Origin of the sequence: Phytohabitans houttuyneae (assembly GCF_011764425.1) — a bacterium.
In the GTDB taxonomy this organism is placed as follows: Bacteria; Actinomycetota; Actinomycetes; order Mycobacteriales; family Micromonosporaceae; genus Phytohabitans; species Phytohabitans houttuyneae.
This window is the reverse complement of the sequence record NZ_BLPF01000001.1, coordinates 4,293,651-4,307,228: the sequence shown is the minus strand read 5'-3', so window position 1 is coordinate 4,307,228 and position 13,578 is coordinate 4,293,651. Positions and strand designations below refer to the sequence as shown.

At 69.1% G+C, this 13,578-nt stretch carries 10 protein-coding genes; 4 read left to right on the top strand and 6 right to left on the bottom strand.

Annotated features, from left to right (window positions below):
- Window positions 1-156 precede the first annotated feature (156 nt).
- Window positions 157-933 (top strand): deoxyribonuclease IV, encoded by a 777-nt coding sequence (locus tag Phou_RS19795; protein ID WP_173057381.1) that lies wholly within the window; start codon window positions 157-159, stop codon window positions 931-933.
- Window positions 934-1,426: 493 nt separating this feature from the next.
- Window positions 1,427-3,568 carry a putative glycosyltransferase family protein gene (locus tag Phou_RS19790; RefSeq protein WP_371872189.1) on the top strand — a complete coding sequence of 714 codons (2,142 nt, stop codon included), beginning with the start codon at window positions 1,427-1,429 and terminating at the stop codon, window positions 3,566-3,568.
- A gap of 42 nt (window positions 3,569-3,610) precedes the next feature.
- Here Phou_RS19790 and Phou_RS19785 read toward each other — a convergent pair whose 3' ends face one another.
- From Phou_RS19785 to Phou_RS19775, 3 genes are all read right to left on the bottom strand, one after another.
- Complete coding sequence (locus tag Phou_RS19785) at window positions 3,611-5,143, bottom strand: glycosyltransferase family 87 protein (RefSeq protein ID WP_173057379.1); 1,533 nt, start codon at window positions 5,141-5,143, stop codon at window positions 3,611-3,613.
- Window positions 5,144-5,229: 86 nt separating this feature from the next.
- On the bottom strand, window positions 5,230-7,605 hold the full coding sequence (locus Phou_RS19780; protein ID WP_246273627.1) for a transglycosylase domain-containing protein: 2,376 nt from the start codon (window positions 7,603-7,605) through the stop codon (window positions 5,230-5,232).
- A 575-nt stretch (window positions 7,606-8,180) separates the two neighbouring features.
- Entirely contained in the window at window positions 8,181-8,660 is a 480-nt protein-coding gene (locus Phou_RS19775) for a DUF5318 domain-containing protein (protein WP_173057377.1), read from the bottom strand.
- Between the two features lie 174 nt (window positions 8,661-8,834).
- On the opposite strand from Phou_RS19775, the gene Phou_RS19770 reads away from it, so the two are divergent.
- Together Phou_RS19770 and Phou_RS19765 are read left to right on the top strand one after the other, a co-directional pair.
- Complete coding sequence (locus Phou_RS19770; RefSeq protein WP_173057376.1) at window positions 8,835-9,464, top strand: PadR family transcriptional regulator; 630 nt, start codon at window positions 8,835-8,837, stop codon at window positions 9,462-9,464.
- Window positions 9,465-9,487: 23 nt separating this feature from the next.
- Window positions 9,488-10,567, top strand: a complete 1,080-nt coding sequence (locus Phou_RS19765) for an inositol-3-phosphate synthase (protein ID WP_173058604.1) — start codon at window positions 9,488-9,490, stop codon at window positions 10,565-10,567.
- A 52-nt stretch (window positions 10,568-10,619) separates the two neighbouring features.
- Here Phou_RS19765 and Phou_RS19760 read toward each other — a convergent pair whose 3' ends face one another.
- The 3 genes from Phou_RS19760 to Phou_RS19750 form a co-directional block, all read right to left on the bottom strand.
- Window positions 10,620-11,099: a methylated-DNA--[protein]-cysteine S-methyltransferase gene (locus Phou_RS19760; protein WP_173057375.1), complete on the bottom strand. Its 480-nt coding sequence runs from the start codon at window positions 11,097-11,099 to the stop codon at window positions 10,620-10,622.
- A gap of 35 nt (window positions 11,100-11,134) precedes the next feature.
- Window positions 11,135-12,004, bottom strand: a complete 870-nt coding sequence (locus tag Phou_RS19755; protein ID WP_173057374.1) for a hypothetical protein — start codon at window positions 12,002-12,004, stop codon at window positions 11,135-11,137.
- A gap of 116 nt (window positions 12,005-12,120) precedes the next feature.
- The gene (locus Phou_RS19750; protein WP_173057373.1) at window positions 12,121-13,566 is read right to left on the bottom strand and encodes a CCA tRNA nucleotidyltransferase; all 1,446 of its coding nucleotides are present in this window, start codon (window positions 13,564-13,566) and stop codon (window positions 12,121-12,123) included.
- Window positions 13,567-13,578 lie beyond the last annotated feature (12 nt).

The following is a 13,578-nucleotide window of genomic DNA, read 5'->3' as shown; positions in this document are numbered from 1 at the left end:
CCCAGGTCGGAGGCGCGCCCGGGAGGCCGCACTTATGGACCTCCCGGGCTCGGATCTACTCGAAGTAACGAATCGGGCGAGTCGCCGGTGACGGGTGATTTGTCACGAACCGCCGCTCGATGACGGACCGTCAGCCCTCTTCAGTAGGCTCGCCCCATGCGTATCGGAGCCCACGTCGACTCGACCGACCCGCTGGGCGCCGCGACCGCCCGCGACGCCGACACGGTGCAGTTCTTCCTGACCGACCCGCAGGCGTGGAAGGACCCGGTGCCGCGTGACGACGCCGAGGCGCTGCGCGCATCGGGCCTCGACGTCTACATCCACGCGCCGTACCGGATCAATGTGGCGACGCTCAACAACCGCATCCGGATCCCCAGCCGCAAGCTGCTGATGAGCCACGCCGCGGGCGCGGCCGCCGTCGGGGCCAAGGGCATCATCGTCCACGGTGGACACGTCGAAAAGGTGGAGGACATCGCCACCGGCTTCGACAACTGGCGCAAGGCCTTTGAGTACGCGGCGAAGGCCGGCGGCTTCGCCACCCCGGTCCTGATCGAAAACACCGCTGGCGGCGACAACGCCTGCGCCCGGCGGTTCGACGCGCTGGCCCGGCTGTGGGACGCGATCGGCGAGTTCGAGCCGGGCTTCTGCCTGGACACCTGCCACGCCCACGCCGGTGGTGAAGACCTACTCACCGCGGTCGACCGCATCAAGGCGATCACCGGCCGCATCGACCTGATCCACGCCAACGACTCAAAGGACGACTTCGACTCGGGGCGGGATCGACACGACAACCTGGGGAGCGGCAGGATCGACCCCGAGTTGGTGGTGGCCGTGGTCCGCGCGGCGGGCGCCCCGGTGGTCGTGGAAACGCCGGGCGGCGTGGAGGGCCAGGCCGCCGACATCACCTTCCTGCGTGACCGAGTCGGCCGATAGGGACCCCATTTCGATGAGCGCGGAGCAGCCGCAGGTCGTCAAGGACGATCCGACGGTTCCGGAGTCGAGCCCACCCGACCCCGTCGACCCCTTGGCGGTCGGGGCCGATCCCACGGCTGACGCCGACCGCAGGGGCGGGGCTGATCCCGCGGTCCGGGCTGATCCCAAGGTCGGGGCTGATCCCAAGGTCGGGGCTGGAAGTGGGGACGGGGGCGAGCCCAAGGTCGGGGCTGCATCTGGGGGCGGCGGCAATCCCAAGGTCGGCGGTGAAGCTGGGGGCGACGGCGGGGCCGCCTCCAGCGGCTTGCCCAAGGATGACGGCGGAGCCGTGTCCAATGGCTCATCCAAGGGTGGCAGCGGGGCTGCGGCCGGCGGCTCATCCAAGGGCGACGGCGGGGCGACGGCCGGCGGCTTGCCCACGGGCGACAGCGGGGCTGCGTCTGGCGGGGACGGCTTGGCCGAGGCCGGTGTGGCGCCCAGGAGCAGCGGTCGGATCACCGGTGGCTCGCCCGAAGCTGATGCCGAGGGCACGGGCGGCGCGGCAGCGAAGACTGGCGAGGTCGCCGAAGCCGAGCCCCCACACCAGCGCCTCAAGCCCGACGAGAGCGCCTCCGCCAGCGACGCGAAGTCGGCTAGCGGCGCGAAGACTGACGGCGACGCGAAGGCCGAAGGCGACGAGACCAGCGCCGACAAGGCTGCTGATGGCGACGCCAAGGATGACACCCCCACGAAGGCCGGCGTTGCGGGCAAGGGCGACGCGGTCAAGGAGGGCAAGGACGGCGAGGAACGCAAGGAGGGCAAGGGCGACGAGCGCAAGGACAGCGACACCAAGGTCGACGCGACCAAGGTGGAGCCGCCGCGTGATCCGTTCGCCGCGTTCGCGCCTGAGCCGGAGCGCGTGCCCACCCGGCGCCGGCGGGCGGTGCGCGCGGTCGGGCGCTTCCTGATTCACGAGTGGACGCTCGCCAGCGTCGGTTCGCTCGTGCTCGCGGTGCTGATGACCTGGCCCACGCTGCGCTACCCGCTGCACACGCTCCCGCAGGACTTTCACGACCCGGCGCTGCAGGCGTGGCAGATGGCGTGGTCCGGCCACATCCTGATCAGCGACCCGGGCCGGTTGTGGGACTCCAACACGTTCTTTCCGGAACCGCTGAGCTTCGCGTTCTCCGACACCCTGCTCGGATACGCGCCGGCGGGGCTGATCGGTGACGGCCCGGCTGCGGCGATCCTCCGGTACAACATCATGTTTGTGCTGGCCCATGCGCTGGCGACCTTCGGGGCGTACGCGCTGGTCCGCCAGCTCGGCGCGGGCCGCACCGGCGCGATCGTGGCCGGCGCGGCTTACACCTACGCTCCCTGGATGCTGGCCCAGGCCGGCCACCTGCACATCGTCTCCAACGGCGGCATCCCGCTCGCGCTGGCGATGCTTGCCCGCGGGCATGGCTGGTCGCTGGCGCACGGCTTCCGTCCGGAGCGGCGGCACGCGGGATGGGCGTTCGCCGGCTGGCTTGTCGCGGCGTGGCAGATCAGCCTCGGCTTCGGCATCGGCCTGGTCTTCGGGTACGTGCTGGGCGTCATCGCGATCGTCACCATCGCGATCCGCGTCGGGCGACGGGTGCGGCAGTGGCGGATCCGTCGGCCCTGGGGCGAGCGGCTCGTCATCGCCGACCTGCTCGGTGGGCTTGTCTTCGCGGGCACCGGGGCGCTGCTCGCGCTGCCGTACTTCGACGTGGCGCACAAATATCCGGAAGCGACCCGCCGGGTGCAGGACCTGGAGGCGTACGCGCCGCCGCCGAGCGGCTTCTTCATCGCGCCGCCCGAGTCGCTCATCTGGGGTGACCTGCACGAAAACGTGCGTGACGGGCTCCGGTGGCCGGCCGAGATGACCGTGCTGCCGGGATATGTCCTGTACGCGCTCGCGATCGCCGGCCTGTTCTTCTCGATCTGGAAGGTGCGCCACAGGCTGCTGCTGCTCGCCGGCGTCCTGGTCACCGCGATTCTCGCGATGGGCCCCAACTTCTTCGGCGGCACGTACACCTACCTGCCGCTCTTCAACCACCTGCCGGGTTGGGACGGCCTGCGCACACCTGGCCGGCTCATGCTGTGGACGACGCTGCTGCTGGGCATCCTCGCGGCCGGCACCGTCAGCGCGCTCGTGCGCCGCGTCAACGACATCGCCGCCACGCGGGTGACGCTGCGGCCGGGCCTGCTGCTCCGCCTGGTCACGCTCGTACCCCTGCTGCTCGTGCTTGTCGAAGGGCTGAACACGACGCCGCACCCGGTCGTGCCCAGGCAGCCCGAGGTGATGCGCACCGACGACGGACCGATGATGGTGCTGCCCTTCAACCTGACCTACGAGCAGGCCGTCATGCTCTGGACGACCACGCGCTTCCAGCCGGTGGTCAACGGCGGCAGCGGCTTTACGCCGGTGCGGCAGGAGCGCACGCGTGAGGCTGTGAAGACGTTCCCCGACCAGGCGAGCGTCGACTACCTGCGCGAGCTCGGCGTCCGGACCGTGGTGCTGCTGCGCGACGCGCTCTCCGGTACACCGTGGCAGGCCGCCGTCGACCTGCCGGTCGACTCGCTCGGCATCCAGCGTGAGGAGATCGGCAACACGATCGTGTACCGCCTCTGAAAGATCCAGCCGCCGTCCCCGAGTCGGGAGCGGCGGCTGGAATCAGACGGTCACGGGCTCGCGGTCCTGCGGCGGGTTGTCCGAGGGTCGGCTGCCATCGGCCAGCGCGCGCCGCTCACGCCATCGGACCAGCCATGGCGCGTCGTCGGCACCGTCGAAGATGCCGCCGTCGGGATCGTCCTCGTACGTCTGGCGCACCGGGTCACGCTCCGGGCGCAGGATGTCGCGGACGATCAGTCCACACAGGACTGCGACGGTGACGAGGCGGAGCGTTGACGCGAGCACGAAGACGCCCTCGGGGAAGACCGGTTTGCCGGAGGCACCGAGCAGCTCGCCGTAGAAGGAGACGAAGTACAGCACCTCGGCGATCTGCCAGGCCAGGAAGGCACCCCACCGCGGGCGGGCCAGGACGGCGAGCGGCAGCAGCCACAGCACGTACTGCTGGGACCAGACCTTGCTGAAGATCAGGAACGAGGCCACCACCAGGAAGGCGAGCGCGGCGAGCCGGGGCTTTCGCGGCGCGAAGAGGGCCAGCGCCGCGACACCGAGGCAGCAGAGGCCGAACAGCCCGTACGTCACGTAGTTGAGCGTCGGCACGTGGTTGCTCAGCCACTGGAACGGCCCCATGTCACCGGGTCCGCCGGAGTTCCACTTGCCGTCCAGATATCGCCCGATGTACCACAGCGTGCCCCAGTCGATGGGGCGCTCGGTATTGAGTTCGAAGAAGCGGTCCCAATTTTCCCGGTACGGGATGGCGACCGGCAGGTTGACGGCAACGAGTGTGACCAGCGCGGTGCCGGTGGCGATGAGCGCCTGCCGCAGCCGCTCGGTGCGCAGGCCGAGCACGAGTATCGGCCCGAGGATGAACAGTGGCCACATCTTCGCCGCGCCTGCGAGCCCCAAGAGGATGCCCGCGGCCACGGGATGTCGCTTGGCCCAGGCGTACATGCCGAATGCGGCCAGCCCGATGGCGAGGAAGTCCCAGTTGACCGTCGCGGTGACGAAGAGCGCTGGAGAGAGGGCGAACAGCGCCGCGTCCCAGGGTCGTCGTCGTCGCACAGCCAGGATCATGGCGACAGTGGCGACCGCGAGCGCCCCGAGCACCAGGGCGTTGGCATCGTAGAACCACAACGCCTGGTTGAGATCCGGACGGCTCTTGCCGAACTCGTGCACCGGCAGCCCGAGGGCACCCATGAAGTAGCCGGTCAGCACCGGGTACTCGACCGCGTGGTCGCGGTACGGCACGGCGCCCTCGTTGAGCCGCTCGGCGTAGTACAGCGCCAGCACGTCGGTGTAGCAGAAGCGCGTGTACTGGATGTGGTTTGCCCAGGCGCCGTCACGGCAGGGCGACTTCTGCACCCAGTGCAGGGCGAGCGTCAGGCAGGTCAGCGCGATGACGATGCGGGTGGCGGTCCAGAAGCGGCCGCCCCACTGGGTCTGTGGCTTGTCGTAGCCCGCCGCATGCTCGCCCAGGGGCCCGCCGATGGCCTCGGAAAGGCCGCGAACGAAGGTGTCCGACTGCCCCGGGTGATCTACACGTTCAGATCCATCGATGCCGGTCGTCCGCACGCTCATAAGGAGGCATCATGCCCTATCAACGGCGGGATCCGCGCGGTCTGACCGCGCGGATCCCAGTAATCGTCGAGTAGGCAGCAGCTGCGCTAGCCGCCCGGGAACGTATTTGGCGGTGGTGGAGCCGTCGACGGAATGCCCGCGCCCGGCCCCTGGTTGCCGTTGCCGTTGTTGTTGTCGTTGCCGCCCCGGTCGCGGTTGCGGTCCGGGCACAGGATGTCAGGCAGCAGGCCACAGTTGTTGTTGCCGGGGCCTTGCGTCGGCGGTGGCGGCGACTGGCCGTTCGGGTACTCGCTGTCCGGATTGCCGGTGTTCTTCCGGTCCTCGAACCGCTTGACGTCGAGCTTCATCCGCTCGTGCACCAGGTCCATGAAGATTTCCCAGATCGAGGCCGGCGTGCCCGAACCCGACATCTTCTTGCCGCTGGTTTCCTTGATCGCCCGCCGCTTGCCCTCGGTGCCGACCCAGACCGCAGCGGCCACCTGCGGCGTCGCGCCGACCATCCAGGCGTCGCCGTTGTCGCTGCGGTCCTGGTTGAGCTCCCAGGTACCGGTCTTGCCGGTCGCCGGCCGGTCACCCTTCAGATCCTTGCCGATGTTGTCCGGGATCTTCTGGAGCACGGAGTTGATGTCGTCCATCTGGTTGGCCTCGAACCGCTGCTGCGGGTTGAGCTTCTCGCCCTTGCCAGCGATCTTGACGAACTTGCCGTTGGCGTCGCGCTTTTCCACCGAGAGGATGAAGTGCGCCTTGTTGTAGACGCCACGGTTGGCGAGGGTGGCGACGCCGTTGGCGTGGTCGAGCACCGTGACCGGGTACTGGCCGAAGGCGACCTCGTTGTCGAACTCGGCCGGTGCCAACTTCTCCGGCTTGGTCTTGGTGAGGTCGTGCGGCGCACCCTTGCTCGTGTCGAACATCGTGCGGATACCCGCGTCGCGCGCGGCGGCCACAACCTTGTCCGGCCCGAGCCCATCGGCGATCCAGTAGAACGGGACGTTGTACGAAGAGATCGTCGACTGCTCGAGCGTGCAGCTGTGGCCACACCGGATGTCGCCGGCGTCGCGGCCCGCGTTCGAGATCTTCCGCCCGTTGTCGTCGTCCTTGAGCGCGTCCCAGCGGGAGTCCATCGGGATCTCCGCCCGCAGCGCCGCCGCGAGAGTGTAGATCTTGAAGGTCGAACCCGCCGCGTGGCCGCCCGACTTGCCGCCGTCGTTGAGGCCGGCGTAGTCGTAGCCCGTACCGTTTTCACCGCCGTAGTACGCGAGCACTCGACCGTTCGACGGGTCGATCGCCACCAGCGCCGCCTTGTAGTACTTCGGCAGCTTGCTCATCGGGGAGGTCTTGGACGCCCAGCGGGCCGCCTCCTCCGCCGACTTCTGCGCCTGCGGGTTGATCGTGGTGGTGATCCGGTACCCGCCCTTCTTCCACTCGGTCGAAGGGATGCCCATGGCCTCGAGCTCGTCGCGGACGTAGTTGACGACGTTGCCGGTCGGCTTGTCGATGCCGCACCCGATGTTGCACTTCTTCGGGTCGTACTTCTGCAGCGTCTTTTCCGGGTAGACGGCCTTGGCCCGCTCCTCGGCGGTCATCCAACCCTTTTCGACCATGTTGCCGAGGGTGTAGTTCCACCGCTCGACGGCCGCCTCTTTGTTGGTCGCCGGGTCGTAGCCCTTGTGGCCCGTCGCCTGGTCCGGCTCCGGCTGCTTGATCACCGCCGCGAGTACCGCCGCCTCTTCCTTGGTGAGCGCGCCCTTCTGGCCGGGCGGCGTCAGCACGGACTTGCGGAAGTACATCTGCGCGGCCGCCTCGACACCGTTGGCACCGCGGCCGAAGTAGATCGCGTTGAGGTAGTACCCCAGGATCTGGTCCTTGGTGAGGTCCTGCTCCAGCTTCCGGGCCAGCACCGCCTCGCGGATCTTGCGGTTGTAGTTGATGCCGCTGAGGTCGGCCGCGTGCCGCGCGTACTGCTGGGTGATGGTGGAGGCACCTTGGGTGTCGCCGCCGGTGAAGTTGTTCCACGCGGCGCGGGCGATGCCCTTGAGGTCGATGCCCTCGTGGTCGAGGAAGTTTTTGTCCTCGGCCGCCATCACGGCGTTCTTGACCACCGGGGAGATCTTTTCGGCGGGCACGAGCGTGCGGTTGACCTCGCCGAGCTTGGCCAGCTCGGTCTTGCCGTCGGCGTAGACGATCGAGGTCGCCTGGAGCTCCGTCGTGTCATACGCCGGGACATCGTCGTAGAACCAGGTCAGGCCGACCACGCCGGCGCCCGCCGCCATGACGACGACGGCGAACGCGGCGACGATCCAGTTGATCCGCTTGCGCCGCTTGGCCCGCTTGATCGCCGCGGGGTCGCCCTTGCCACCACGCGCGGCCCTGCGCCCGGGGCCGGTCGGCCCACCGGGACCGCCGGGTCCACCGGGACCTTCCATGACGTCGGGGCGGCCGAACTCCGGGCCCGCCGGCGACACCGGCCGAACCGACGCGCGGCCGACCGTGGCCCTGCCTGCGCTGCCGGCGACGGACGCGCGTCCGGCCGTACCAGGCGGTGCCGCGCCGGGCGGTGCCGCGCCGACCTGTGCCCGGCCGGCGGAGGCCCGCCCGGGCGATGCGCCAACCGATGCGCGGCCCGAAGAGCCGACCGATGCCCGTCCCGAGGAACCCGCGGGCGCACGGCCCGACGTGGGGCGGGGGCCCGGCGCCGAGCCGTACCCGTCGCTGCTTCGGGACCAGCCACCCTCGGAGCCGCCGCGTGCCGATCCACGGGCGCGTGGTGCCCCGTAGTCGTCGGACGGGCCAGGGAAATCAGCCCGACCGCGCGCGGAACTAGGGTCGTCGTACGAGTTCATTCGTCACACCCTGCCGGTCGCGATGGCGCGCTTCCGCGACGCCACCGTGTTGCGGTGAGTTAGGACACCTTCTGACGCCAGCTCGGCCACATGGCCGAACGAGGCTTCGCCCGACAAATTCGGACTTATCCGATTAACGAGTGATTGCCTGCCCCGCCACTTCGGGTCCTCCACCCCGTCGTTCGGGCAAGCCTCGGTCACCGTCGGGCCTCTCGCCTTCGCTTGGTCGCCGGCGCCCCAACGCCGGTAGCGGATGAACCGGAAGTGGATGAGCCGACGGCAGCGGCCGCCTCGGCGCCGGGCTCATCGTTCAGCCCGTCGCGGCCGAGCAGGAACTGCTCGACAAGGTGGTTCCAGGCGCAGGCGCGGCAGACCTCCACCACATACACCTGGAACTCACGGAAAGTCATCGCCAGCACCGGCAGCTCCGTGCGGGTGCGGGCCTGTCCGGCCGACTGCTTGAGCTCATCCCCATAGATGTAGTGGACGAGCGTCAGGTTTTCCCGACGGCAGATCGGGCAGCGCCGGTCGGTCGGCTCGCCGTGGAAGCGGGCGGCGTTCTTCAAGTAAGGAGAGGCGTCGCAGACTTCATACGTCCCCAGACGGCCGGAAAGCACCTCACGCAGCAGCGCTCGCTTTTGAAGCGAGTAGTCGACAACCTGTCGCTGCGTGCGCATGCGGACGAGGGTACGCGGTTCCGGCCGAGGAGGCGACAACCGTCACTTTCCGCTACCGGACGACTCGATTCTGATGTTTGCCCTCCGGCCACCTGCGCGCTACCGTGCGATGTATCGGGGCGATACATCGCCTCGGTTAACACAAGTCCACGAGCGGGTAAGGGGGATGGGGACGTGCTCGAGCTCGCCATCCTTGGCCTGCTGCAAGAGGCTCCTATGCACGGCTATGAGCTGCGCAAGGAGCTGGCCACAAAGCTCGGCGCGATCCGCGCGGCGATCAGTTACGGCACGCTGTACCCCACGTTGCGGCGGTTGCAGAGCGCCGGCTGGATCACCGAGGCGGGTGAAGCGGCCGTCGGTGCCGAAGAGGTCCCGCCGCTGACCACCCGCCGAGGTCGCGTTGTTTACAAGATCACAGCGGAAGGCAAGGAGCGCTTCGCGGACCTGCTGGCGCAGGCCGGGCCGGAGACTTACGACGACGCCGGCTTCGGCGTTCACTTCGCCTTCTTCGCCCGCACCGACCGCGCCACCCGGCTGCGCATCCTGGAGGGCCGCCGCCGCAAGGTGGAGGAGCGCCGGGAGGGTCTGCGCGACGTGCTGGCCCGCGCCACCGAGCGGCTCGATGCCTACACGCTCGAGCTGCAACGCCACGGACTCGACGCCTGCGAGCGCGAGGTCCGCTGGCTGGAGGAGCTCATCGCCAACGAGCGCTCCGGCCGGGCACCCGAGGCCAAGGCCTCAGGCAGCCCACAAGTTGAAGACAGCCCGCCTCGGTCTACCAAGGACATGCCGGAGCGGCCGTGATGAACAAGAAGGAGGCAAACGCGATGGGCTCCGTACGCGTGGCCATCGTCGGTGTCGGAAACTGCGCCTCGTCTCTGGTGCAGGGCGTGGAGTTCTACCGGAACGCCGACCCCACCGACCGCGTCCCGGGTCTCATGCACGTCACCTTCGGCGACTACCACGTGTCTGACGTGGAGTTCGTCGCGGCGTTCGACGTGGACGCCAAGAAGGTGGGTCGAGACCTCGCTGAGGCGATTGTCGCCAGCGAAAACAACACCATCAAGCTCTGCGACGTGCCGCCGACCGGCGTGCAGGTGCAGCGTGGCCCGACCTTCGACGGCCTGGGCCAGTACTACCGCGAGATCATCGAGGAGTCCGACGACTCCCCGGTCGACGTCGTCAAGGCTCTGCGCGACGCGCAGGTCGACGTGGTCGTGTCGTACCTGCCGGTCGGCTCCGAGCAGGCCGACAAGTTCTACGCACAGGCGGCGATCGACGCGGGCTGCGCCTTCGTCAACGCGCTCCCGGTGTTCATCGCCTCCGACCCGGTGTGGGCCAAGAAGTTCGAGGACGCCGGCCTGCCGATCGTCGGCGACGACATCAAGAGCCAGGTCGGTGCCACGATCGTGCACCGCGCGCTGGCCAAGCTCTTCGAGGACCGCGGTGTCGAGCTGCTCCGCACGTACCAGCTGAACTTCGGCGGCAACATGGACTTCATGAACATGCTGGAGCGCAGCCGCCTCGTCTCGAAGAAGATTTCGAAGACGCAGTCGGTCACGTCCCAGGTGCCGCACGAGATGGCCAAGTCCGACGTCCACATCGGACCGTCCGACCACGTGCCGTGGCTCGATGACCGCAAGTGGGCGTACATCCGGCTGGAGGGCAAGTCGTTCGGCGACACCCCGCTGAACGCCGAGCTCAAGCTCGAGGTCTGGGACTCGCCCAACTCGGCTGGCGTCATCATCGACGCCCTCCGCGCCGCGAAGATCGCCAAGGACCGCGGCATCGGCGGACCGATCCTGTCGGCCTCGTCGTACTTCATGAAGTCGCCGCCGGTCCAGTACGCGGACCACGAGGCGCACGCCGCCGTCGAGGCCTTCATCAAGGGCGAAATCGAGCGCTGATCAAGCACGAGCAACAGCGGGCCGGGACATTGTCCCGGCCCGCTTGCTTGGCTCAGGCACCCCAGGAGCGCTGGAGGGCGACACGGGCTTCGAGCTCGAGCAGGTAGCGCTTGCGGGGGAGGCCACCGCCGAAGCCGACGAGCTTGCCGCCCGCACCCACGATGCGGTGGCAGGGCACGATGACCGGGATCGGGTTGCGATTGCAGGCGACGCCGACAGCGCGGGCGCCACCAGGGTCGCCGACCGCAGCGGCTATCTCACCGTAGGTCCGCATCTCCCCATAAGGAATCAGTGTCATCTGGTGCCACACCGCGCGCTCGAACTCGCTGCCGCGGCGCACCGACAGCGGCACCGTGAAGTCGGTGAGCTCGCCCGCGAAATACGCCCGGAGCTCGGCAATCGCCTCATCCAGGCGAGGGTCGTCGGCCTCGCCGGCGTCGTCGACCGCGCCGAAATGCACGCCGCACACACCGGTGCCGTCAACGGCGACGGAGAGCTCGTCGATCGGCGAGTCGATTACCACCCAGCGCATGACCCCATTCTTGCCCGGGGGTACGACAGCGTCGCTCAGCTGACCCGCTCGTACTCGGTGGTGTAGAGGAACGTCTTCTGCGTCAGCAGGCCGGTCGAGCACGTGTACGTGGAGGTGTCCGCCTCGGCGTTGAACGGGATCGAGCCGCCGTACTGCTCGCCGTCGATGAAGAGCTTGCCGCTCGCGTTCGAGTTGACGTCGGTGAACTCGGCACTGCCGCTGCGCGCCGTGTACTCGAAGGTCAGCTTGCCGGAGACCTCCAGCTTGTACGTCCGGCCGCCGGTCGTGCCCTGGAACTCGGTGCCGCTGCGGTAGTCGGTCTCGCCGGTGCCGTCCGCGTTGAGCTGGAGTGTGGCGCCCTCACCACCGATGAACGTCACCTTTCCCACGCCCTCGACCGGCACGTCCTCCCGGTGCGACGTGACCTGCCAGGTGCCGATCACGCACTGGTCGATGTCGCCGGCGGGCGCGGCACTCTGGCTCTCGCCCGGCCCCGCGCTGGTGGGAGCGCTGGTCGTGGGGCTGCCAACCGGCTCTTCGTCACCCCCGCGGACCGCGGCCACGATCACGATCGCGACAACCAGGACCACAAGCGTCGAGGCGAGGGCGACCAGGGGAACGAGGAAGGAGCGGCCGCGCTGCGGCTGCTGCTGTGGGTAACCGGGGTAGCCACCGCCGCTGGTCTGCTGCGCGTACGACGGCGGCACGCTCGTCGGATATCCCGCCGGCGGCACGCTCGTCGGGTACGCCGGTGGGCTGCCGGGCTGTGGATAACCGGTGTACGCCGGCGGGGGTGCCTGTGGATAACCAGGTGGAGGCTGCGGTACTCCCCGGAACGTGCGGCACTGCGTGCAGTAGCCAGCGGCGTCCACCTGTACGCCCCCGCAGACCGCACACGGCTGCATCAGCTACCTCCCCCACCGCACGGAAATGTCGCCCCCACTTCGCGAGCGACGGTAGTCGAGGCGCGCCACGCCCGGTAACCAACAAACCGGCTGGCCTTTGAGACCCGTCCGACTGGCTAGATCACACCTTGGTCGCGCGCCCACCGCAGCAGCTCGGCCTCGGCCTCGTCCCGGTCGAGCGGCCCGTGCTCCAGGCGGACCTCCTTGAGGTGGCGCCACGCGCGGCCGACGATGGGGCCGGGCGGCACGCCGAGCAATTCCATGATCGCGTTGCCGTCGAGGTCGGGGCGGACCCGCGCCAGGTCCTCCGCCTCCTGGATCTGCGCGATCCGTTCCTCCAGCGCGTCGTAGTCGGAGGCCAGCTGAGCCGCCTTGCGCCGGTTACGCGTCGTGCAGTCCGAGCGCGTGAGCTTGTGCAGGCGGGGGAGGAGGTCACCGGCGTCGGTGACGTACCGCCGCACCGCAGAGTCGGTCCACTCTCCCCGCCCGTACCCGTAAAAGCGAAGGTGGAGCGCGACAAGCTTGACCACGTCGGACGTCACGTCCTTGGGGTAGCGCAGCTCCTTCATCCGCAGCTTGGTCATGCGCGCGCCGACCACCTCGTGGTGGTGGAAGCTGACCCGGTTGTCGGAGCCGACCGCCTTTGTGGCCGGCTTGCCCACGTCGTGCATGAGCGCGGCCATCCGCAGGATGAAGTCCGGCCCGCCGTCGCCCTCCAGCCGCACCGCGTTGCTCACGACGGTGAGCGTGTGCTCGTACACGTCCTTGTGCTGCGCGTGCTCGTCGATCGCGAGCTTGAGCCCGGGCAGCTCGGGCAGGAAGTGGTCGGCCAGGCCGGTGTCGACCAGCAGCCGCAGCCCGGTGACCGGGTCGGCGCCGCTGAGCAGCTTGGTGAACTCGTCGCGGATCCGCTCGACGGTGATGCGGTCGAGGTCGGCCGCCATCGCGGTCATCGCCGCGACCACGTCCGGGTCGACCGCGAAGCGCAGCTGGGCGGCGAAGCGCGCGGCACGCAGCATCCGCAGCGGGTCGTCGCCGAACGACTCCTGCGGTGTGCCCGGAGTCCGCAGGCGCCGGCCGGCGAGGTCGTCGAGCCCACCGTAGGGATCGGTGAACCGGTGCTCGGGCAGGCTCACCGCCATCGCGTTCACCGTGAAGTCGCGGCGGCGCAGGTCGTCCAGGAGGTTGTCGCCGTACTGCACGACGGGGTTGCGGGTCACCCCGTCGTACGCCTCCGAGCGGAACGTGGTGATCTCCAGCCGCAGGCCGTGCCGCTGGGCGCCGATCGTGCCGAACTCGCGGCCGGTCTCCCAGGTGGTCTCGGCCCACCCCTTGATCACGCGGAGAATGTCGTCCGGCCTGGCGTCGGTGGTGAAGTCCAGGTCGTCACCGAGCCTGCCGAGCAGCGCGTCGCGCACGGAACCGCCGACCAGGTGCAGCTCGTACCCGGCTTTGGCGAAGCGGCGGCCGAGCTCGTCGGCGATCGGGGAGACCCGCATCAGCTCGGCCACGGCGTTGCGCTGCGCATCGGTGAGCCCCGTGGCGTTCGAAGTCTTGGACATGGGACAGCCAGC

Excerpts from the sequence above, each read along its gene's own strand:
- Phou_RS19795 (WP_173057381.1), top strand. The coding sequence starts at position 157 with ATGCGTATCGGAGCCCACGTCGACTCGACCGACCCGCTGGGCGCCGCG.
- Phou_RS19785 (WP_173057379.1), bottom strand. The coding sequence starts at position 5,143 with ATGAGCGTGCGGACGACCGGCATCGATGGATCTGAACGTGTAGATCAC.
- Phou_RS19775 (WP_173057377.1), bottom strand. The coding sequence starts at position 8,660 with ATGCGCACGCAGCGACAGGTTGTCGACTACTCGCTTCAAAAGCGAGCG.
- Phou_RS19765 (WP_173058604.1), top strand. The coding sequence starts at position 9,488 with ATGGGCTCCGTACGCGTGGCCATCGTCGGTGTCGGAAACTGCGCCTCG.
- Phou_RS19760 (WP_173057375.1), bottom strand. The coding sequence starts at position 11,099 with ATGCGCTGGGTGGTAATCGACTCGCCGATCGACGAGCTCTCCGTCGCC.
- Phou_RS19755 (WP_173057374.1), bottom strand. The coding sequence starts at position 12,004 with ATGCAGCCGTGTGCGGTCTGCGGGGGCGTACAGGTGGACGCCGCTGGC.
- Phou_RS19750 (WP_173057373.1), bottom strand. The coding sequence starts at position 13,566 with ATGTCCAAGACTTCGAACGCCACGGGGCTCACCGATGCGCAGCGCAAC.